The 16,832-nt window shown below is 70.1% G+C and carries 18 protein-coding genes; 11 read left to right on the top strand and 7 right to left on the bottom strand.

Features of this window, described 5'->3' with window-relative positions; genetic code table 11:
* Positions 1-95 precede the first annotated feature (95 nt).
* The 6 genes from E0H50_RS41040 (at position 96) to E0H50_RS41015 (ending at position 6,277) form a co-directional block, all read left to right on the top strand.
* Positions 96-797, top strand: coding sequence for a CBS domain-containing protein (locus E0H50_RS41040; RefSeq protein WP_165547472.1), 702 nt, complete (start codon positions 96-98; stop codon positions 795-797).
* A 187-nt stretch (positions 798-984) separates the two neighbouring features.
* Positions 985-2,070, top strand: coding sequence for a DUF3048 domain-containing protein (locus E0H50_RS41035; RefSeq protein WP_165547471.1), 1,086 nt, complete (start codon positions 985-987; stop codon positions 2,068-2,070).
* 117 nt (positions 2,071-2,187) lie between these two features.
* Positions 2,188-3,138, top strand: coding sequence for an ABC transporter ATP-binding protein (locus E0H50_RS41030; protein ID WP_131296580.1), 951 nt, complete (start codon positions 2,188-2,190; stop codon positions 3,136-3,138).
* A gap of 2 nt (positions 3,139-3,140) precedes the next feature.
* Positions 3,141-4,304 (top strand): ABC transporter permease, encoded by a 1,164-nt coding sequence (locus tag E0H50_RS41025; protein ID WP_131296579.1) that lies wholly within the window; start codon positions 3,141-3,143, stop codon positions 4,302-4,304.
* Entirely contained in the window at positions 4,301-5,464 is a 1,164-nt protein-coding gene (locus E0H50_RS41020; RefSeq protein ID WP_131296578.1) for an ABC transporter permease, read from the top strand. Before E0H50_RS41025 ends, E0H50_RS41020 begins: the two co-directional genes overlap by 4 nt.
* A gap of 51 nt (positions 5,465-5,515) precedes the next feature.
* On the top strand, positions 5,516-6,277 hold the full coding sequence (locus E0H50_RS41015) for an esterase/lipase family protein (protein ID WP_131296577.1): 762 nt from the start codon (positions 5,516-5,518) through the stop codon (positions 6,275-6,277).
* Between the two features lie 56 nt (positions 6,278-6,333).
* Here the strand turns inward: E0H50_RS41015 and E0H50_RS41010 are convergent, their stop codons facing one another.
* Positions 6,334-6,831 (bottom strand): flavodoxin domain-containing protein, encoded by a 498-nt coding sequence (locus E0H50_RS41010; protein ID WP_131296576.1) that lies wholly within the window; start codon positions 6,829-6,831, stop codon positions 6,334-6,336.
* A 16-nt stretch (positions 6,832-6,847) separates the two neighbouring features.
* Positions 6,848-7,741: a hypothetical protein gene (locus tag E0H50_RS41005; protein ID WP_131296575.1), complete on the bottom strand. Its 894-nt coding sequence runs from the start codon at positions 7,739-7,741 to the stop codon at positions 6,848-6,850.
* 205 nt (positions 7,742-7,946) lie between these two features.
* Between E0H50_RS41005 and E0H50_RS44670 the strand changes: the two genes are divergently transcribed.
* Positions 7,947-8,930, top strand: coding sequence for an ATP-binding cassette domain-containing protein (locus E0H50_RS44670; protein WP_131296574.1), 984 nt, complete (start codon positions 7,947-7,949; stop codon positions 8,928-8,930).
* 22 nt (positions 8,931-8,952) lie between these two features.
* The gene (locus tag E0H50_RS43345; RefSeq protein WP_165547470.1) at positions 8,953-9,108 is read left to right on the top strand and encodes a hypothetical protein; all 156 of its coding nucleotides are present in this window, start codon (positions 8,953-8,955) and stop codon (positions 9,106-9,108) included.
* On the opposite strand, the gene E0H50_RS40990 is transcribed toward E0H50_RS43345, so the two are convergent.
* The 5 genes from E0H50_RS40990 to E0H50_RS40970 all read right to left on the bottom strand — a co-directional run bounded on the left by E0H50_RS40990 (position 9,050) and on the right by E0H50_RS40970 (position 14,650).
* Positions 9,050-11,596: a cation-translocating P-type ATPase gene (locus E0H50_RS40990; protein WP_131296572.1), complete on the bottom strand. Its 2,547-nt coding sequence runs from the start codon at positions 11,594-11,596 to the stop codon at positions 9,050-9,052. The genes E0H50_RS43345 and E0H50_RS40990 overlap by 59 nt on opposite strands.
* A gap of 28 nt (positions 11,597-11,624) precedes the next feature.
* A complete protein-coding gene (locus E0H50_RS40985; RefSeq protein WP_131296571.1) occupies positions 11,625-11,945 on the bottom strand; it encodes a hypothetical protein in 321 nt (106 codons plus the stop codon).
* Between the two features lie 115 nt (positions 11,946-12,060).
* The gene (locus E0H50_RS40980) at positions 12,061-12,678 is read right to left on the bottom strand and encodes a glycerophosphodiester phosphodiesterase (protein ID WP_202868561.1); all 618 of its coding nucleotides are present in this window, start codon (positions 12,676-12,678) and stop codon (positions 12,061-12,063) included.
* Entirely contained in the window at positions 12,675-13,574 is a 900-nt protein-coding gene (locus E0H50_RS40975; RefSeq protein ID WP_131296570.1) for a lysylphosphatidylglycerol synthase transmembrane domain-containing protein, read from the bottom strand. The genes E0H50_RS40980 and E0H50_RS40975 overlap by 4 nt, the downstream gene beginning before the upstream one ends.
* Positions 13,575-13,639: 65 nt before the next feature.
* Entirely contained in the window at positions 13,640-14,650 is a 1,011-nt protein-coding gene (locus E0H50_RS40970) for a lysylphosphatidylglycerol synthase transmembrane domain-containing protein (protein WP_165547469.1), read from the bottom strand.
* 167 nt (positions 14,651-14,817) lie between these two features.
* Between E0H50_RS40970 and E0H50_RS40965 the strand changes: the two genes are divergently transcribed.
* Genes E0H50_RS40965 through E0H50_RS40955 form a run of 3 tightly spaced genes read left to right on the top strand, consistent with a single transcriptional unit; the run spans position 14,818 to position 16,819 of the window.
* The gene (locus E0H50_RS40965) at positions 14,818-15,243 is read left to right on the top strand and encodes an Hsp20/alpha crystallin family protein (RefSeq protein WP_202868560.1); all 426 of its coding nucleotides are present in this window, start codon (positions 14,818-14,820) and stop codon (positions 15,241-15,243) included.
* Positions 15,244-15,299: 56 nt separating this feature from the next.
* On the top strand, positions 15,300-16,529 hold the full coding sequence (gene sqr / locus E0H50_RS40960; RefSeq protein ID WP_131296568.1) for a type III sulfide quinone reductase, selenoprotein subtype: 1,230 nt from the start codon (positions 15,300-15,302) through the stop codon (positions 16,527-16,529).
* Positions 16,526-16,819, top strand: coding sequence for a TusE/DsrC/DsvC family sulfur relay protein (locus E0H50_RS40955; protein WP_131296567.1), 294 nt, complete (start codon positions 16,526-16,528; stop codon positions 16,817-16,819). The genes sqr and E0H50_RS40955 overlap by 4 nt, the downstream gene beginning before the upstream one ends.
* Positions 16,820-16,832: the final 13 nt, after the last annotated feature.

Below are 16,832 nucleotides of genomic sequence, written 5' to 3'. Positions count from 1 at the left end.
GACCTTCGGACCAGGCTGCGGGAGGAGTCGGACCCTGTGGGCCCCGGCGCCGGTGGCGTTCGGTTGTGATGACAACCGACTGTGCTGGAGGAGTCATGAGGCATCCGCTGAAGGTGTCCGATGTGATGACGCGTGACGTGATCACGGTCACGGAGGACACGCCGTACAAAGAAGTCGTGGCGTTGCTGGCCGCGCACCACATCACCGCCGTGCCGGTGATCAACGCGTACGGCGGCGTCGGCGGGGTGGTGTCCGAGACGGACCTGATCCGCAAGGAGGAGTTCCAGGGCGCACGCCGGCTCCCGTGGGCGCTGCGCTGGCGGCAGCACCAGGCCCGTTCGAGGGCCGCGGGCCTGCGGGTCGGCGAGCTGATGTCGCGTCCCGCGGTGACGATCGACCAGACCGCGACGATCCCCGAAGCGGCCAGACTGATGGCGGCCCGCGGCATCACCAGGCTGGTGGTGACCGACGGCGAGGTGCTGACCGGCATCGTGACCCGGTCCGACCTGCTGAAGGCGTTCCTCGAGCCCGACGACCGCCTCCTGCAGCGAGTCCGGCGAGAGGTCGTCGTCCACGCCCTGTGGGACGACCCGTTCGGCATCGAGCTCGCCGTCCAGGACGGCGTCGTGACGCTGTCCGGCGAGGTCGACCGGCACAGCACCGCCGAACTCGCCGAGAAGCTGACGGCCGAGGTGGACGGCGTGGTCGGCGTCGACAACCGACTCACGTGGATGTACGACGACACGATGTCGGCCCCCGCCATCCAGCCTTCGCCGGAGGTCCGGCGCCGTCCGTGAGGCCCTGTGAATCCGGGTCTTCCGGTGCTGGTAGCGCTCACAGGTGAGGACGGCGCTCCGGGCACCGGGTCGAAAGTCCCGAGTCCGGCGGGGCATGGGTCCTGGACGACTCGCGCAGGTCTGTTGGACGGCGACGACGGGGCTTTGGTCGCTGGCCGGGCGAACGACCGACCGCGAAGCTCGACGTATGAACCGTATTCGTCGTGCGCTGCAGTGGCTGTCGGGCCGTCGGGCGCGACTGGTACCGGCCGCCGTCGTGGTGGTGGCACTGGTCGCCGCCGGCGTCGGGTTCTCCCTCTGGAGGGGTGACGACGAACCGGTGCCGCCGGCCGGAACACCCACTGCGCCGGCCGGCGAAGGTCCGGTGGACATGGCCGGCCGCGCGCCCCTGACCGGCGTGCCGGCCAAGGACGCGCTCAAGCGGCCGGCCGTCACCGTCAAGATCTCGAACACCCCCGACGCGCATCCGCAGCGCGGGCTGGGTGACGCCGACATCGTGTTCGTCGAGCCGATCACCGGTGGCACCACGCGGCTCGCGGCGATCTTCCACTCCAAGCTGCCGGCTCAGGTCGGTCCGGTGCGTTCGCTGCGGCCGATGGACGCGGCGCTGATCGGACCCACCAAGGGCATCATCGCCGACACGATGGCCGATCGCTGGGTCCTGGAGTACGTCGACCGGGTCGCCGACCTCGACAATCTGGGCAGCCTGCGGGTGCCGTCCGGGACCTACCGTCTCGACGACACCAGGCGCGCGCCGAACCACGTGTTCGCGCGCCCCGGCGAACTCCTGCGGCTGAGCGATCGCAAGGCCCCACCGTCGCCGTACTTCAGCTACGCGGCCGGCCTGAACCAGTCGACCGCCCAGCGGTCCGGTACTCGGGCGGCCTCGGTCACCATCGCGTACGGCGGATCCGCGACGGCGACCTGGACCTACGACGCGGCGTCGCACCGATGGGTTCGCGCCGAGAAGTGGTCACCGCACCTGATCGAGGGCAACGGTCAGGTGGCCGCCGACAACATCGTCGTACTCACCGCCCAGCGGGACACCAGCTTCCCGAAGGCCAAGCCCACGATGACGATTCTCGACGTCTTCGACGCCTCCGGGACGCTGAAGCTCTTCACCGGCGGCAAGGTGGTCAGCGGCCGGTGGAGCAAGGGCGCCGTGAACGAACCGTTCGAGTTCACCACGGCCGACGGCAAGCCGCTGCTGCTCACCCCTGGCACGACCTGGATCGAATGCGCCCTGACCACGATGCCCGTCCAGGTCAGGTGAGCCGGCCAGGTCCGCAGCCTCGGCCAGGGCTGAAGTGCCTGTCGAGACGGGACTGGACGACCCTGGCGATCGTGCGGTGCACGTCCGGAGTATGGAGCGTGAAGGGAGGCTGCGCAGATGGCCGAGAGCACTGTTCCTGTGCTGGCGGCGTCCCGTCTCGGGAAGCGGTTCGGGGAGCGGGTTGCTGTCGACGACGTCAGTTTCGAGGTCGCGCCGGGGGAGACCTACGGTCTGCTCGGGCCGAACGGTGCCGGGAAGACGACGACGATCCGCCTGGTCTGTGGCCTGCTGCGCGCGGACGCCGGCGAGGTCCGGATCGCGGGTACGCCGGTGGGTACGACGTCGACCGCGGCGAAGCGCCGCATCGGGTACGTTCCCCAGGAGATCGCGCTGTACCCGGACCTGACGGCACGGGAGAACCTGCGGTTCTTCGGTCGGCTCTACGGACTGCGCGGTACGCCGCTGAACCGGCGCGTCGGCGAGGTGCTCGAGCTGATCGGGCTGTCGGACCGGGCCACCGACCGGGTGGAGTCGTTCTCGGGCGGGATGAAGCGGCGCCTGAACATCGGCGCCGGGCTGCTGCACGAGCCGACCCTGCTGGTCCTCGACGAGCCGACCGTCGGAGTCGATCCGCAGAGCCGGCACGCCGTGATGGAGAGCGTGCGGTCGTTCGGCGCGACGGGGATGGCCGTCCTCTACACGACGCACTACATGGAGGAAGCGGAGCGGCTGTGTGACCGGGTCGGCATCATCGACCACGGCAAGCTGGTTGCCGAGGGCACCCGTCGGGAGCTGGTCGCCAAGCTCGGTGAACGGGACCGCATTACGTTGTCCGCCGCCGGTGACCTGGGAGTGCTGGCGGATCGTTGCCGGGACCTGGCGGGCGTCGACCGCGCGGATGTGAAGGACGGAGAGGTGCAGTTGCTGGCTGCGGACGGCCGGCGGTTGCTGCCCGGCGTACTGGAGGCCGCTGAGCGGTCCGGACTGTCGCTGCGGTCGGTGGAGGTGGACGAGCCCGATCTCGAGGCGGTCTTCCTGCATCTGACCGGTACGGCGTTGCGGGAGTGAGCATGTTCGCGGCATTCGTGATCGCGGCCAAGGATCTGCGCCAGCGCTTCCGGGACCGGTCGGCACTGGTCTTGGGGTTCGTCGCGCCCGTGGCGGTCGCGGCTCTGATGAGTTTCGCGTTCTCCGGTGTGGAGTCCTTCCACGCCGATATCGCCTTGGTGGACAACGACCGGGGTCAGATCGCCGTCGCGCTGCGCGGGGCGCTGACCGGTCCGGAGCTGTCCGACGTACTGACAGTCCGGGACGCCGCCGACGACGCCGAGGCGCGCAGGATGGTGGACGCCGGCGACGCCGGCGCCGGGCTGATCATTCCGGCGGGCTTCAGCGCGGCGGCGGTCGGTGACAAGCCAATCGGCCTCCGGGTGCTGGGTAATCCGGACGAGCCGCTGCAGGCACAGGTGGCACGTGCCGTCGCCGACGCGTACGTCGCCCAGCTCAACGCGGACCGGCTGTCCGTGACCACCGCGCTGGCCGCTGGGTTCCCGGAAAGTCGTGCCGCGGAGCTCGCCGCTGCCGTGGCGAACCTGCAGCTGCCCGAATCGGTGCAGGCCCAGCCGACCGGGTATCGCCAGTTGCGGACCGCGAGCTACTACGCACCCGCGATGGGGATCATGTTCGTGCTCTTCGCGATCGGCTTCACCGCGCGGGACTACTTCACCGAGCAACGCACCGGGACGCTGGAGCGGATCGGTGCGGCGCCGGTGACGCGTGGCGTCGTACTGCTCGGCAAATCGCTCGCCGCGTTCGTCTACAGCGTCGTCAGTCTGGGCACGCTGGCGATCGTTTCGTCGTTGGCGTTCGATGCCGAGTGGGGGCCGCCGGCCGCGGCCCTCGCACTGATCCTCGCGTTCTCGGCGGTCCTGGTGGCGTTGACGGCACTGGTCGTCGCGATCGCGCGGACGGAACGCCAGGCCGACGGGCTGGCGACGATCGTCACGTTCGTGCTGCTCCTGCTCGGCGGCAACTTCGTGCTGCTCAGCCAGGCGCCGGAGATGCTGCGGCGGCTCGCCTTGCTGACGCCGAACGGGTGGGCGTTGCGCGGGTTCACCGACCTCGCGACCGGGGCCGGCGCGACCAGCGCGATCGTCCCGGTGCTGGTCATTCTCGGTATGGCGGCGCTGCTGGGGACGATCGCCGCGGTCGTCGGACAAAGGAGGCCGGCATGAGAGCCGCGCTGGCTGTTGCGGGTGTCTCGTTGCGCCGGATACTGCGGGACCGGACCGCGCTGTTCTTCATCGTGGTGCTGCCCGTCGTCATCATCACCGTCATCGGCACCGTCGTCCAGAATCCGGGTGGCTTCCGGATCGGGGTGCTGGCGAGCCAGATCTCGGGTCCGCCGCTGGCGACCAGCCTGGTCGACGAGCTGAAGTCGGTCGGGCCGCTGCACACCCTGGCCGACGAGTCGACGGCTCGTACGGCGTTGCGCCGCGGAGAGATCGACGCGGTCGTACTGGTTCCAGCAGGCTTGGACGCGGACCTGCTCGGTGGTCAGGACGTGCGGATCCCGGTGCTCGCGGGTGGCGCGGAGTCGACGCAGAGCGCCGTACGTTCTGCTGTCGCGGCCGCGGTGGCCCGGCATGCGGAACGAGTCCAGGCGGCGGCGTTCGCGGCCCGGACGACGGGGACGACCACGGCCGAGCAGTTGCCTAGGGCAACCGCGGTGCAACGGGTGACGCCACGGATCGGGATCAGCACCGAGAACGTCGCCACCGGGAGTGACTACCTGCCGCTCGGCTTCAGCTACAGCGCGCCGACGATGCTCGTGCTGTTCGTCTTCATCAACGCGCTGGCCGGCGGCGCCTCGATCATCCAGACCCGGCAGCTGGGCATCTACTCCCGGGCCCAGGCCGCGCCGATCCGCGTGCGCAGTCTGGTGCTGGGGGAGACGCTGTGCTATCTGACCTTCGCGGTGCTGCAGTCGATCCTGATCGTCGGTGTCGGTGCGTTGTTGTTCGGTGTCAGCTGGGGCAACTCGCTCGCGGCCGTCGCGCTGATCGGCACCTGGGCGCTGGTCGGTACGGGCGCCGGCATGCTCAGCGGAGCGCTGTTCAAGACACCGGACCAGGCGTCCGCGATCGGCCCGGTGATCGGCATCGCGTTCGCGATGCTCGGCGGCTGCATGTGGCCGCTGGAGATCGTCCCGGACGCGGTCCAGACGCTCGGGCACGCCACCCCGCATGCCTGGGCGATCGACGCCTGGATCACCGTCCTGTCACGGGACGGCGGCCTCGCCGACATCGCCACCGACCTCGCCGTACTCGCGGCCTTCGCGACGGCGATGCTCGGCCTCGCCTCGATCGTCCACCAACGCAGACTCACCAGCTGACAGCCCATCGGGGCCAGGAGTGCCTACACTGCGAAGAGGAGTGTGGGAGCTATGGCCACTGTAGGAAGCTGGGAGCCGTTCAACCCGCCGGCCGCGCTGCGCCGGCGAGAGATGCTTGGCTGGCTGGGGTATGTCCAAGCCGTGGGCCCGCGGGTTCCGGCCGTGGATGCCCGCCGGTCGGCGCCGGTTCCGGTACTCACCGTTCCCGGGTTCTTGACCGGCGACTGGTCGATGATCCCGCTGGCGCGACACCTTCGCCGCTCCGGGCATGCGACCTTCACGAGCGGGATGCCGCTGAACTCGGGGTGTACCGAGATGCATCTCGAGCTGCTCGAACGCCGCCTTCAGCAGGCCGTCGACGATGCGGGCCGCCCGGTGGCGCTGGTCGGGCAGAGCCGGGGCGGCACGTTGTGCCGGATGCTGGCGGTCCGGCGACCGGATCTGCTGGCCGGCGTGGTCACGTTGGCGTCGCCGCTGCTGCACCAGCTCGCGACCACGCAGGCGCTGGTCAGTCAGGTCACGCTGATGGCTCGTCTGAACGTCTGCGCCTGGCCGTGGTTGCTGACCGCGGACTGCCTCACCGGTGGCTGCGCGGAACGGACCAGCGCCTTGCTCGAGTCGCCCTGGCCTGCCGGTCTGCCGTTCGTGTCGATGTACTCACGGCAGGACGCGGTCGTCGACTGGCGCTCGTGCCTCGACCCTGCCGCCGAGCACATCGAGGTCGGCGGCACGCACAACGGGATGGGTACGGACCGGCACGTCCATCGGCTGCTCGCCGCCACACTGCGCGAGATCGGTACCCAGCGGACCTGACCGGCAACCGTTGGCCACGCCCGGACGAGGAGCTCTTCGGCGTGTGACAGCTGTCGTCAGGTGGGTTGCCGGGTGGGTTCGAGTGTTGTGGCGATCTGGTGGGCCCAGGCGCGGATCTCCTGCCAGTCGCGGGAGTCGCCGACCAGGCGTTCGAGGTCTCGGTGGTGTGTCACGGCGTCTGCTTGGAGTTCACCGGCGAGGGTCTTGACCGGAGGTGCCTGGATGAGGCGAGCGAGGCGGGCGACGTCGGGTGGGACGGGCTGCTCCTGGTGCCGGCTCGGGCCGATCGGGCCCGAGTGGAAGAGCCAGACGGGCCGGTTGCGGAGTTGGCGTTCGTGCCGCCGGAGGAAGCGGACCGCCTCGGGGCGCCACTGACCCTCGTAGATCGCGCTGCCCAGGACGACGGCACCGTACGGCGTCACGGCCTGGACCGCGCCCAGCTCCTGGACGTCGACCTGTAGTCCGGCAGCTCGGAGTTCGGACCCGACGGCGGCCGCGATGCCGGCGGTCGCGCCCATCTTCGTTGCGTAGGTGACAAGTACCTTCTTGGACATCAGACACTCCTAGGGTTCAGCAGGCGGACAGTTCCACGTGCCACTCGTCGTGCGAGTCGAGGTCGGCGGTGAACAAGACACCGCCGATGGTTCCGTCGCGGTGCGGTTCGGCTTCCTCGTGGTGCCAGACGATCGGCGGCAGTGTGGTGACGACGGCACCGCCGCGGCTGTCGCAACCGCCGTTGAGACCGTTGACGTACTGGACCAGCAGCAGCGTCTCGGCCGTCTGGCGGGAGCTCCTCGGCACCACGCTGATCGGTGGCGTTTCGCTTGCCAGGGACTTGGTGGCCGCGAGGTCCCGCTGGAAGCGGTTCGCGGCGGCGTGGCCGTTGCCGAGTTCACGCAGCAGGTCGGCAGTCGTCCGGGGCTGGAGCGGCCCGGCGAAGGCGAAGGATTGCAGGGCGTACCGACGCGAGGCGAGGTCGCTGTAGATCAGGATCGCCGCGGTCCGGAGGTCTGCCGGCAGCCCGGACGGAATCGTGCGGGCGACCGGTCGCAGGTCCGCGGCGGTCACGAGCCGAGCTGTCCTGGACGTGACGGCGGGCCAGGGTGGGCCGCTGGAGTTGATGGCGGATGCCGCGCTGCGGAGCCGGCCGTCGAGCGTCCTGGCGGCGGCGAAGAACGGTGCGAGCGCGTCAACGGCACTCGGCTCTCGAGTGGTCGGAGTTCGGGTGCTCGGCGGGGCGCTACTCGGACGCGTGGTGGTCGGCTTGGGCGTCACCGTGCTGGTGACAGTTTCGGTCGGTACGACGGGACTCGCAGGACCGCCTGCCGTGTCCTGGCGTTTCGTGATGATCGCGGTCGCGGTGACCGCGAGTGCGACCGTGACAACGACCGACACGACCACGAGCGCGATGTGCCTGCGACGATGCCGGTCCGGCCTGTCCGGGCCCGGAAGTGAGGTGCCCATACCCTCAGCGTCGCTCTGGTACGTGACTGTCTTCAGGGCCGACCGGCCCGGATCGAGCAGGTCCTACGGTCCGTGAGCGGTCGGGAGTTCAGCCGCACTGCGGCGTGCTTGTCCGGGGACTTCTGTCGGCCGGGGTCGGGCCGGACGTCTGTGGTGCGAGTCACAGCGGGAGACGGAGACTCGAACCAATCGACAGGAGGCTGTGATGAGCACGATGGGGCGCTTGGACGAGGCGGTGCGATTGACCGGTGCGTCGGCGTACGGCGCGCGGTTCACGGATCTGGTGGTGCGGTACGGCGAGGTGGTCGTGCTGACCGGCCCGAACGGGTCCGGGAAGAGCACTGTCAGCCGCGTGGTCGTCGGCGAGCTGACAGCCGCCGGCTCGGTCCACGTCCTGGGCGCGGCTCCTGTCATGGCCGACCTGAAGGGGCGGATCGGCTACCTGGTGAAGGATCTGGAGACCATGGGCTCGCTGACCTCGCGCGACGTGCTGGACATCTGCGCGGCAGTCCGAGGCTGCACCACGGCGTACGCCCAGCTGCTCGCTGACCGGATCGGCCTGGAGCTCGATCGTCCGATGGCGCAGCTGTGCCGCGGCCAGCTCCGGCGGCTCGGCATCGTCCAGGCGCTGATGCACGAACCCGAGCTGGTCGTCTTGGACGACCCGATGACCGAGCTGGACGACGAGGCCCGTCGCGTGCTCCCCGTCCTGCTGCGGGAAGCCGCCGACCGAGGTGCTGCCGTCCTGGTGACCGCGCAGGCCGAGTCCGGCGCTGGGCTGTCCGCGGACCGGATCGTGCCGTTGAGGAGAGATGATGACGTCGACAGTCGGAGCAACCAAGCGGGTGCGGAGCGAGCCGAGCCGGGCCGAGGTCTGGAGGCAGCTCGCCCGCGCGTCGTTCGCGGTGATGAGCTACGTGACGCCGGGCGGCCGGCCGCGATCGAGCGGAGTCGGCTACGCAGCCGGTTCGGGCCGGCTGTACGTCGCGGTCGCGCCGAAGAGCTGGAAAGCGTTGCAGATCCCTGCGATCGGCCAGATCGCGGTCACCGTACCGGTCCGGCGCGGTGGGGTGCTGTCGTTGCTGTTCCCGATCCCGCCGGCCACCATCAGCTTCCACGGCTGGGCGGTCGTGCACCCGCCGGGCGTCGACCCGCCGGTACCAGCGCTGGCCAGGCTCGTCCCGGCTGACCTGTTGGCGAACTGCCGCATCGTGGAGATTGTCCCGGACGGCGAATTCCGCACCTACGGCATCGGCACCTCCCTGCTGAAGCTGCTGAAGTCCCGCGACCCGGTGGCCGGTGCGGAGGTCACCGCGCGGCAGTCCGTTGGTCGTGACGTCGTCCGGCCGCTGTCCGGCGGGCGATGATCGCGAGGGCGGGAACGACCGCCAGTCCGAGTGCGACGAGGAACTGCTGTGCGCTCAGGAGTTGCAGTCCCAGCAGGTTGCGGAGCGGGGTGACGAAGAGGGGGAGGACCTGGAGCAGCAGGGCGCCGGCGACGGCGGTGTCCAGGAAGCGCGGCCGGCGGCGGGTGCCGGGGAGGCCGGGGCGGCGAAGGGCGAGGGCGACGCCGAGTTGGGCGAGGCCGAGGACGAGGTAGGCCATGGTCTGCCAGGGGCCGCCGGTGTGGTGGGTCCAGGAGGCGGCGACCAGCGTGACGATCGCGATCAGCGTGCCGGTCCAGGCGATTCGTTGCCAAAGGCCCGCGCCGAGGACCTGTTCCTGGGGCGAGCGCGGCGGTTGCCGCATCGTCTCGGGGTCGGCGGGCTCGGCGCCGATCGCCACGCCGGGGACGCCGTGCGTGAGCATGTTGATCCACAGGATCTGGGCGGGCAGCAGCGGTACGGCGAACCCGAGCAGCGGACCGACCAGCATCACGAGGACCTCGGCGAGCCCGCCGCTGAGGGCGTACCGCAGGAAGGTGCGGATGTTGGTGTAGATTCGCCGGCCCTCCTCGATCGCGGCCTCCACGGTGCCGAGGTCGTCGTCGGTGAGGACGAGGTCGGCAGCCTGGCGGGCGACCTCGGTGCCGCCCTGGCCCATCGCGACGCCGATGTCGGCGCGGCGCAACGCCGGCGCGTCGTTGACGCCGTCGCCGGTCATCGCGACGACGTGACCCGCGTCCTGCCAGGCGCTCACGATGTCGAGTTTCTGCTCCGGCCGGATGCGGGCGAACACGTGGCCGCTGGTCGGGTCCTTGCCGTCGTCGATGTCCGCGCCGGTGACGACGTCGCCGTCGTGGACGCCGATCCGGTCGGCCACCGCGAGCGCGGTGCCCGGTGCGTCGCCGGTGATCAGGAGCAGCCCGATACCGGCCCGGCCGAAGGCGGCGACCACGTCGGCGGCGTTGTGCCGGAGCGGGTCGGTGATCGCGATCAGGCCGGCTAGATGCAGCTGGTCCTCGGTGCGGGGACCGCCTGGCGACATGAGCTTGTCGGCGACGGCGAGTACGCGGTAGCCCGCCTCCGACAACTCGGCGGCGACCCCCTTCGCTCGGGTGATATCGCCGTACGGCGTGACGTCGGGGGTGAGCATCACTTCGGGTGCTCCCTTGCCGATCACGAGGATGTCGTCGCGGCCGGGCTGCTCGTGGAACGTGGTCATCCGCTTGCGGGTGCTGTCGAAGGGCACTTCGTGGGTCCGCGGGTACGCGGCCCGGTACTCGTCCGGGTCCACGGCTCCGCGGTGCGCGAGGGTGAGGAGTGCGGCCTCGGTCGGGTCGCCGATCGCCCGCCAGACGGGGTCGTCGTCGGTCGGTAGCCGCAAGGCGGCATCGTTGCACAAGGCAACGTCACGCAGCAGCCGCCGGACAGTGGCGCGATCGGCTGGACGATCAGCCAGTGGCCGGAGATCCCCGGCCGGGTCGTAGCCGGTGCCGGTAGCGATAGACCAGCCGCACTCGGTCCAGAGGCGGTCGGCCTGCATGATGCCTTGGGTGAGGGTGCCGGTCTTGTCGGTGGCGACAATGGTGACGGCGCCGAGGGTTTCGACCGCGGGGAGTTTGCGGACGACGGCAGCGCGCTGCGCCATCCGGTGGGCGCCGATCGCGAGGGCGAGAGTGACGACCGCGGGCAGGGACTCGGGTACGGCGGCCACGGTCAGGCTGACCGCGGTGACGACCATGTCCGGCAGCGGCAGCCCGCGGATCAGACCGGCGACGGCGACGATCGCGGACAGCGAGACCGCGACGATGCTCAGCACCCGGCTGAGCGAGGCGAGCCGGCGTTGCAGCGGGGTGGCTCGCGGTCGTTGGCCGGACAGGAGCGCGGCGATCTTGCCGAGTGCGCTGTTCGATCCGGTGCGGAGTGCGAGGCCTGTTCCGCGTCCGCGGGTCACGACGGTTCCGGCGTACAGCTGGTCCGCTGTGTCCTTCTCGACCGGGACGGACTCGCCCGTGAGCGTGGACTCGTCGGCCTGCAGCTGGGCCGCATCGAAGACCTGAAGATCCGCCGGTACGACGTCGCCCGCCTGGAGCAGGACGACATCGTTCGGGACGACTTCGGCCGATGCGATGAGGGTCGCGCGCCCATCGCGCCGTACGGTGGCATGCGGTGCGGCCAGCCGGCTGAGGGCGGCCAGTGCGTGTTCGGCCCGGATTTCCTGGACGACACCGACGGTTGTGTTGAGTACGACGACGACCAGGATCACTGCGAGATCGGTGAAGTCCCGAAGGCCGGCTGTGAGGACTGCGGCAGCGATGAGCAGCAGGATCATCGGATCCCGCAACTGCACGAGGACGCGCCGCCAGGCCGATGGCGGGCGGGGGGCCGGAATCGTGTTCGGCCCGTGTTCGGCCAGCGCGAGCGCGGCCTGGTCCGTGGAGAGACCGCGCGGCGAGGTCTGCTGAAGCGTCATCGGTCACCGGCCCGCGGTCGCACCGCGCTCACTTCGGGGACGACTTGGGCCGGGGGAGCGAGACCAGGGTCCAGACGACGGTGAACAGAACCACCAGCGTGACCCGGAGCCCCTCGGACCAGTCGCTGGTCCACACCGCGGTAGCCAGGACCTGGGGGAAGAACACGAGCCAGACGAGGAGCTCGACCACGATCGGCAGGTCGCGGATCCACGCGGCGAGGTCGTCGAGCTCACCGGACTGCATCAGGACGTAGAAGATGATCCACAGCCCGGTCATCCACACGAACCAGCCCTTGGAGGACGCCGGAGCCCGGCGTACCTCGGTACTGCCAATCGCTGACTTGGACATAGCGGCTCCTTCCACAGGCAGGTTCCTCAGTTCGAGCCTGTGTCAGTGCGCACCTGAGCGCATGGGCCGTTCGCCCCGCGTCGGCCGGGCCGTTGAGCGGGCCAGAGCAGGACGTTCAGAGCAGGACGATGAGGTTCTTGCCGATCACGCCGTCGACACCGAGGCGGCGGGCGTCGGCGAGGTCGGCCGCGGTGTCGACCGGCCAGGTGAAGACGACGTCGGTGGCCCGGCGCAGTTCCGTGACTGTCTCGGGAGTGAGCAGTCTCCGATGGACGCAGGCGCCGTACGCCGGTTCGCGGCGCAGCCGGGACCGCAGTCGCCGGAGTCCACGCCGGCTGCCGGCGGACAGGACGAGCCGTACGTTCGGGGCGTCTCGGAAGGCTCGCAGCATCCACCAGTGCTGAGTGCAGATGGTCGTGTCCGGCGCTGCGGCCAGCGCGGCTGCGAGCCGGCGCGCGAGTCGCGGATGGATGCCCTTGAGGTCGAGCATCAGGCGCGGATCGCCGTCGGCGGCCGCCAGCAGTTCGTGAAGTTGGAGCACGTCGCGGCGCCGGACGAGTTCGCCACGGTCCCAGAGCCACCACGGGCCGAGCGTCTTGCGGTGCCGGACTTCCAGGCGGCCGCGGTACGCGTGGACATCGGCCTCGACGAGGTCCGCGCCGCGCTCGAACGCGGTCCGGAGCGCGACGAGGTCGTTGCCCGCCCGGTGCGCGATGGCGAGCATGCGGGTCACGCGGCCCGCGATTCCGTGAACCAGCCCCGCCAGCGCAGGAACAGGAAGGTGCCGCCGATCAGCAGGGCCGGGATCCAGTACAGCAAGGCGGTCAGCGCGACCGCGCCGAACGCCTCCCGCCAGGCGATACCGATCGAGGCCAGCCCGGCGACCAGGGCTCCCTCGCGTGGGCTCGCGCCGTGGACGCCGGGCAACGCTCCGGCGATCTGACTCGCGCCGAACACCGCGACCAGTTGCAGGCCCGGCGCCGGACCGCCGACCGCGTTGATGGCTCCGAACAGCAGACCGAGAATGGTTGCCTGGTAGCCGATCGACAACAGGACTCCGAGCGCGAAGACCTTCGGCGACGGCCACGGCCAGCGACCGGTGAGGGCCGGTCGCCGACGACGTACGACGAGTGCCACGGTCAGTACGGCGGCTGCGGCCCCGAGGGCGACGGCCAATACGGTCCACGGCAGTGTCACTCCGCAGACGGCCACCGCGACGACCAGACCGACGGCGCCGACGAAGCGGTCGAGCGCGACCTCGGCCACCCCGCTGGACCGCCGTACGCCAATGGTCTCGAGCCGGTGCACCCGCCACAGGTCCGCACCGGCATGCCACGGGGAGATCAGCCCGAGAATCTCACTCTCCGCGTACGCGCGCAGATGCCAACGCCGGGTGCGGCCACTCGTCGAGATCGCGTGCCAGCGCAACGGGCACAGGATGTATTTGCCGATCGCGAAGGGCAGCAGCCCCAGCAAGGCCGGGACTACGGCGGTGTGGGGCACGCGGTCGACGTTCCACAGCGAGATGCCGACTGCCGCGATCAACGCGAAGACGCGCACGCCGCGGTGAGAGACGAGTCTGTGTACCGCCCGCGCCAGGCGCGCGAGGTGCTGTCGGCCCAAGTGCATGAGGGGTCCTTCCGGGGCCTGTCCGATGCGGAGACCATAACCGGCCGGTTCAAGGGCAGCAATCGCTACCGCCGGGCCATCAGGCCGCTCTGGGCCCGGAGACTCAGGTAGCACGCTCCGGCGAGTGGCACCGGGGCCCAGAACTGGAGGAGGCGCCAGGACAGCACCGCGAGAACGGCGGTCGGAGCGGACACCCCGAAGCCGATCAGCGTCGAGATCGCGATGCCTTCGACGACAGCGATCCCTCCCGGAGTGAGCGGGAGGGCCGAGGCGAGGTTCGCGACGCAGTACGCCAGCAGCAACGGGACCGGGCTGAGCGGTTCTCCGTAGGCGGCGAGGAACGTCCAGAGGACGGCGGCGTCGAGGAACCAGTTCAGCGGTGCCCAGACCAGGAACGCCCTGCGGACCGCGCGGTCGGCGAGCAGGTCGCGGAGCCGGAGCGCGACCGACGCGATCCACGGACGGACGCGGCGGGGGAGATGCTGGAGCAGCGATCTCAGCAGCCGCGCGGCGAAGCGCTCGAGCGCGGATCGCTCACGGACGGCGAGGACTCCGCCCGCCAACGCGACCAGCCCGATGCCGAACAGGAGCAGGTACGACGACGTGGCGTGCTGCAGGAAGAGGGCAGGGATCGAGGTCAACCAGGCCATCAGGACCAGCGCGAGCCACGAGCCGATCGCCTCGGCCGCGATGGTCGCGGTGACCTCGGTCGGTAGCGCGCCGCCGGAGACGAGCAGCCGGAACCTGAGTGCGGTCGCGGTCGCGGCACCTCCCGGTATGACGTGACTCACGCCGTACCCGGTGATGTCGGAGCGCAGGATCCACGAGAACCGCACCCGGCTCCCGGTCAGCAGCACGCGGGTGAACAGCGAGTAGCTGACCAGGCTCGCCGCCTCGAGCGCGACCGCGGCGATCACCCACAGCGGATGGAGATGGGTGACGCGGTCCAGGGACTCGCCGGCGATGGCGAGCTTCGGGAGTACGACGTACTCGACCAGCGCGACGACGATCAGTAAGGACGCCGCGGACCAGGCCCCGCGATACCGAGCCGGCCCGGACCGGGTCGAACCGTCCATCGGCCGCGCCTCTCCCATAGGACCGCACTTCCTCCCAGTTTTCCCGCGCCGATCGGCGGTCGGGCAGGGCCGAAGGTCCGGGGTGTTCCGGTGCGGAGGGCCCTGCTGTGCAGGCGCGTCGCGCGGTGAGGTGGAGGTACAAGGACGGACGACTGGAAGGAGACACGATGATGACCACGCTGCAGCACCGGGACAACCGGCGGCAGTTCGTGGACCTGTTCGACTGGGCCGAGGGCCTGCCGAACCTGTTCACGATGCCGGCCGCGATGCGGGGCGTCCGGATCGAGGAGTTCGCCGACGACGACAAGTACGTCGTGCGCGCGGAGCTGCCCGGCCTGGACCCGGCGAAGGACATCAAGGTCGAGGTCGCGAACGGGATGCTGACCATCTCCGCGACTCGTCAACAGGAGGAGCACGACGGTGGCCGCTCCGAGTTCCACTACGGCACGCTCACCCGCCGGGTGCTGCTGCCGGACGGAGCCGACGAGCAGGCGGTCGTCGCGAAGTACGCGGCCGGGATCCTCGAGGTCACCGTGCCGATCTCGGCGAAGGCTGCCGAGGCGCGCACGATCACCATCGAGCACACCGACTGACTCCCCGGCCCGGCCGGCCGCATCCGGCCGGGCCCACTTCTGGAAGGGACACGATGATGAGACGGTTGGTGATCCTGGGTGGCGGCACCGCCGGCACGGTGGTGGCCAACAAGCTGCGGCGTCGCCTGTCGCTCGACGACTGGCGGATCACGGTGATCGACCGGGACCGTGACCACCTGTACCAGCCGGGGCTGCTGTTCGTCCCGTTCGGCGGCCGGGAGGATCTGCTGAAGCGGCGCCGCCGGCTGCTGCGAAACGGCATCCAGTTGCTGATCGGCGAGGTCGCGACAGTCGACCCGGAGCGGAAGAGCGTCCGGCTCCTCGACGGCGACGTGGTCTCCTACGACTACCTCGTCATCGCCACCGGCACCAGTTCGCGACCGGAGCAGACCCCGGGGATGCTGGGAGCCGAGTGGCGGCGCAGCATCCATGACTTCTACACCTACGACGGCGCCTTCGCGCTCCGCGAGGCGCTGCAGGGATTCAGCGGCGGCCGCCTCGTCGTCCATGTCGTGGAACAGCCGATCAAGTGCCCGGTCGCGCCGCTCGAGTTCACCTTCCTCGCCGAGGCGTTCTTCCGCCGGCGGGAGATGCGGGACCAGGTGGAGCTGGTGTACGTGACGCCTCTGGACGGCGCGTTCACCAAGCCGATCGCGTCCCGGTACCTGGGCCGGCTGCTCGACGACCGCAAGATCGTGGTCGAGACCGACTTCATGGTCGAGCGTGTCGACGCGGACCGGAAGGTCCTGGTCAGCTACGACGAGCGTGAGGTCGGCTACGACCTGCTGGTCACCGTGCCGCTGAACATGGGCGCCGACTTCGTCGGGGCGTCCGGCCTCGGGGACGAGCTGAACTACGTGCCGGTGGACAAGGCGACCCTGCAGTCGAAGGCACATCCGGACATCTTCGCGGTGGGTGACGCCAACGATCTGCCGACGTCGAAGGCCGGCTCGGTGGCGCATTTCTCGAGCGACATCTTCGTGGCGAACTTCTGCCAGTACGTCGAGGGCCTGGCGATGACGCACCGCTTCGACGGGCACGCGAACTGCTTCGTCGAGACCGGCGACGGCAAGGCTCTGCTGATCGACTTCAACTACGACACCGAACCACTGCCGGGACGCTTCGGTCCGCTGAGTCTCCTACGGGAGACGAAGGCGAACCACTGGGGCAAGGTCGCGTTCCGCTGGATCTACTGGCACCTGCTGGTCAGGGGCCGTTGGCTGCCGCTGCCCAGCCGGATGTCCATGAGTGGGAAACATCGACCGAAGGAGGAGGAGCTGCCATGACCACAGTCCACGTCGATGCCGAGGGTTTCATGACCGAGTACGGCGAATGGACCGAGGAACTCGCGGCCGAGCTCGCGGCCCGGATCGGGATCGAGCTCACCGACGAGCACTGGAAGGCGATCCGGTTCCTGCGGGAGGACTACCCGACGCACGGCGAGACCGCCACGTTGCGCCGGGTGTCGACGCTGGCCGGCATCCCGATCAAGCAGCTGTTCGTCCTGTTTCCCGGCAAGCCGGCCAAGAAGATGGCGTACGTCGCCGGCCTGCCGAAACCCCGCGGATGCGTGTGAGAGAAGGCCCTGA

The organism is Kribbella sindirgiensis, from assembly GCF_004331435.1.
In the GTDB taxonomy this organism is placed as follows: Bacteria; Actinomycetota; Actinomycetes; order Propionibacteriales; family Kribbellaceae; genus Kribbella; species Kribbella sindirgiensis.
This window is presented reverse-complemented; position numbering and strand designations above follow the sequence as displayed.